This window comes from Sporotomaculum syntrophicum (assembly GCF_009932395.1).
Classification (GTDB): Bacteria; Bacillota; Desulfotomaculia; order Desulfotomaculales; family Desulfallaceae; genus Sporotomaculum; species Sporotomaculum syntrophicum.
This window is the reverse complement of record NZ_LSRS01000026.1, coordinates 1-1,747: the sequence shown is the minus strand read 5'-3', so window position 1 is coordinate 1,747 and position 1,747 is coordinate 1. Positions and strand designations below refer to the sequence as shown.

Below are 1,747 nucleotides of genomic sequence, written 5' to 3'. Positions count from 1 at the left end.
AGGCTGGAAAGAAAGATGACGATGACGCCCCTGGCAGTGGTAAACCGGAAACATTTGACTTCCTTGGGTTCAAACACTACTGTAGTATAAGCCGCAACGGTAGATTCCGGGTAAAACGGAAAACGAGCAGCAAGAAATTCCGGGCAAGCCTACTACGATTTAAACAATGGATACAAGAAAACCGGCATATGCTGATAGAAAAGCTAATGAACAAACTTAGGCGCAAATTGCAAGGATATTATCGGTATTACGGGATAACAGACAACTCACCGATGCTAAGGAGATTCTTCGACGAAGTGAAACGACACCTGTTCAAAAATTTAAACAGACGAAGCCAGAAGAGAAGCCATAACTGGAGCAATTTCCCGAAACTACTGGTTAAATACCGGTTACCCAAGCCCAAAATATACGTTAATATCTATGAACTAAGGAAAAGTATCGGCTACATAATGTAAATGGCAGTGTGAAGAGCCGGATGCGGGAAAGCTGCACGTCCGGTTCTGTGAGGGGTGCGTGACCAATTAAATCATGGGGCAAATATTGTGACACTCCCAGAGGAAACGGGGAGAAACCGGGAAAACAAAGTGTCCCCTAAAGTTTAAGAGGTGCGCATCTACTCGACTTTTGTGTCAAATGAAAGACACGGTAGACAGTAAGATATTTTTTTATGCAGTAAAATGATTTTCAGAAGTACCTGGAAACCAAAAAAATAATATATGGCAGATGACGAACCACGTTCATATTAAGAGACTGGAAAATATAGGTCGCGACATGTACTGGTATTATGGTAATATAAAGGTATTCAAGTAACAGATCGTGGTGATGAGTTTGTATCGTTTTAAAAAGATAGAACATAACGTAATGGAATATATTCCGTTGCTAATTAAAAAATTAAGCATTGACGGGGATATTGTGGCCATTTATCTTTTTGGTTCATACGCCGAGGGAAGACAGACTCCCATTAGTGATATTGACCTTGCGGTTCTTCTCAACGGTGACTTTCCCCCGAGCCGGTATTTTGAAAAAAAATTAGAATTACTTGCAATGATAACATCATTACTTAAGACAGACGAAGTGGATCTGATAATTCTAAATCATGCACCACCAGCCCTTTCTTACCGGATATTGAGTAAAGGGCGACTTATTTTTGAAAAAGAAGATGGGAAAGGTCAACGGGTGAATTTTCAAGTACGAACTTATGACCGTTATTTTGACTTCAAACCCATTGAAAAGATATTACATGAAGGGTTAGTAAGGCGAATTAAGGAGGACCGATTTGGTGGTTGATAGGCAAACGATCGAGAGGCGCCTTTTTAAGCTGGAGCGATCCCTGCGCAAGCTGAAAGAATTGTCGAAAGTAAGCTGGGAAGAATATAAAAAAGATGAAGGCATCCAAGACCGTGTTGAAAGGAATTTACACATAGCCGCGCAAGTTTGTATTGATATTGGCAGCCATGTTATTGCTGACCGGGAATATCGTCCTCCGCTCGGATATGGAGATATTTTTGCGGTATTAATGGAAGAGGGTTTGCTGCCCGCAGACCTGGCCAATACCATGAAACAAATAGCAGGTTTTCGAAATATTCTCGTCCATGATTATTTAGATGTCGACCCAAAGATAGTTTATGATAGCTTAAGGAAAATAGATGATTTTAAAAAGTTCGCCAACTACGTCTTAACATGGCTATAAAGCCGGTGGTGTCGAAAAGCTTAGTTCGTGACACAGGGGAACCGTCCGAGACCACTG

General features: G+C 41.2%; 2 protein-coding genes and 1 pseudogene. All 3 read left to right on the top strand.

The features are described from left to right. Nucleotides 1-455, top strand: a pseudogene (locus SPSYN_RS15500) (group II intron reverse transcriptase/maturase); the annotation flags it as partial. A gap of 373 nt (nt 456-828) precedes the next feature. Beyond that, nucleotides 829-1,287 (top strand): type VII toxin-antitoxin system MntA family adenylyltransferase antitoxin, encoded by a 459-nt coding sequence (gene mntA / locus SPSYN_RS15495; protein ID WP_161823386.1) that lies wholly within the window; start codon nt 829-831, stop codon nt 1,285-1,287. Next, a complete protein-coding gene (gene hepT / locus SPSYN_RS15490) occupies nt 1,280-1,690 on the top strand; it encodes a type VII toxin-antitoxin system HepT family RNase toxin (protein ID WP_161823385.1) in 411 nt (136 codons plus the stop codon). The genes mntA and hepT overlap by 8 nt, the downstream gene beginning before the upstream one ends. Nucleotides 1,691-1,747 lie beyond the last annotated feature (57 nt).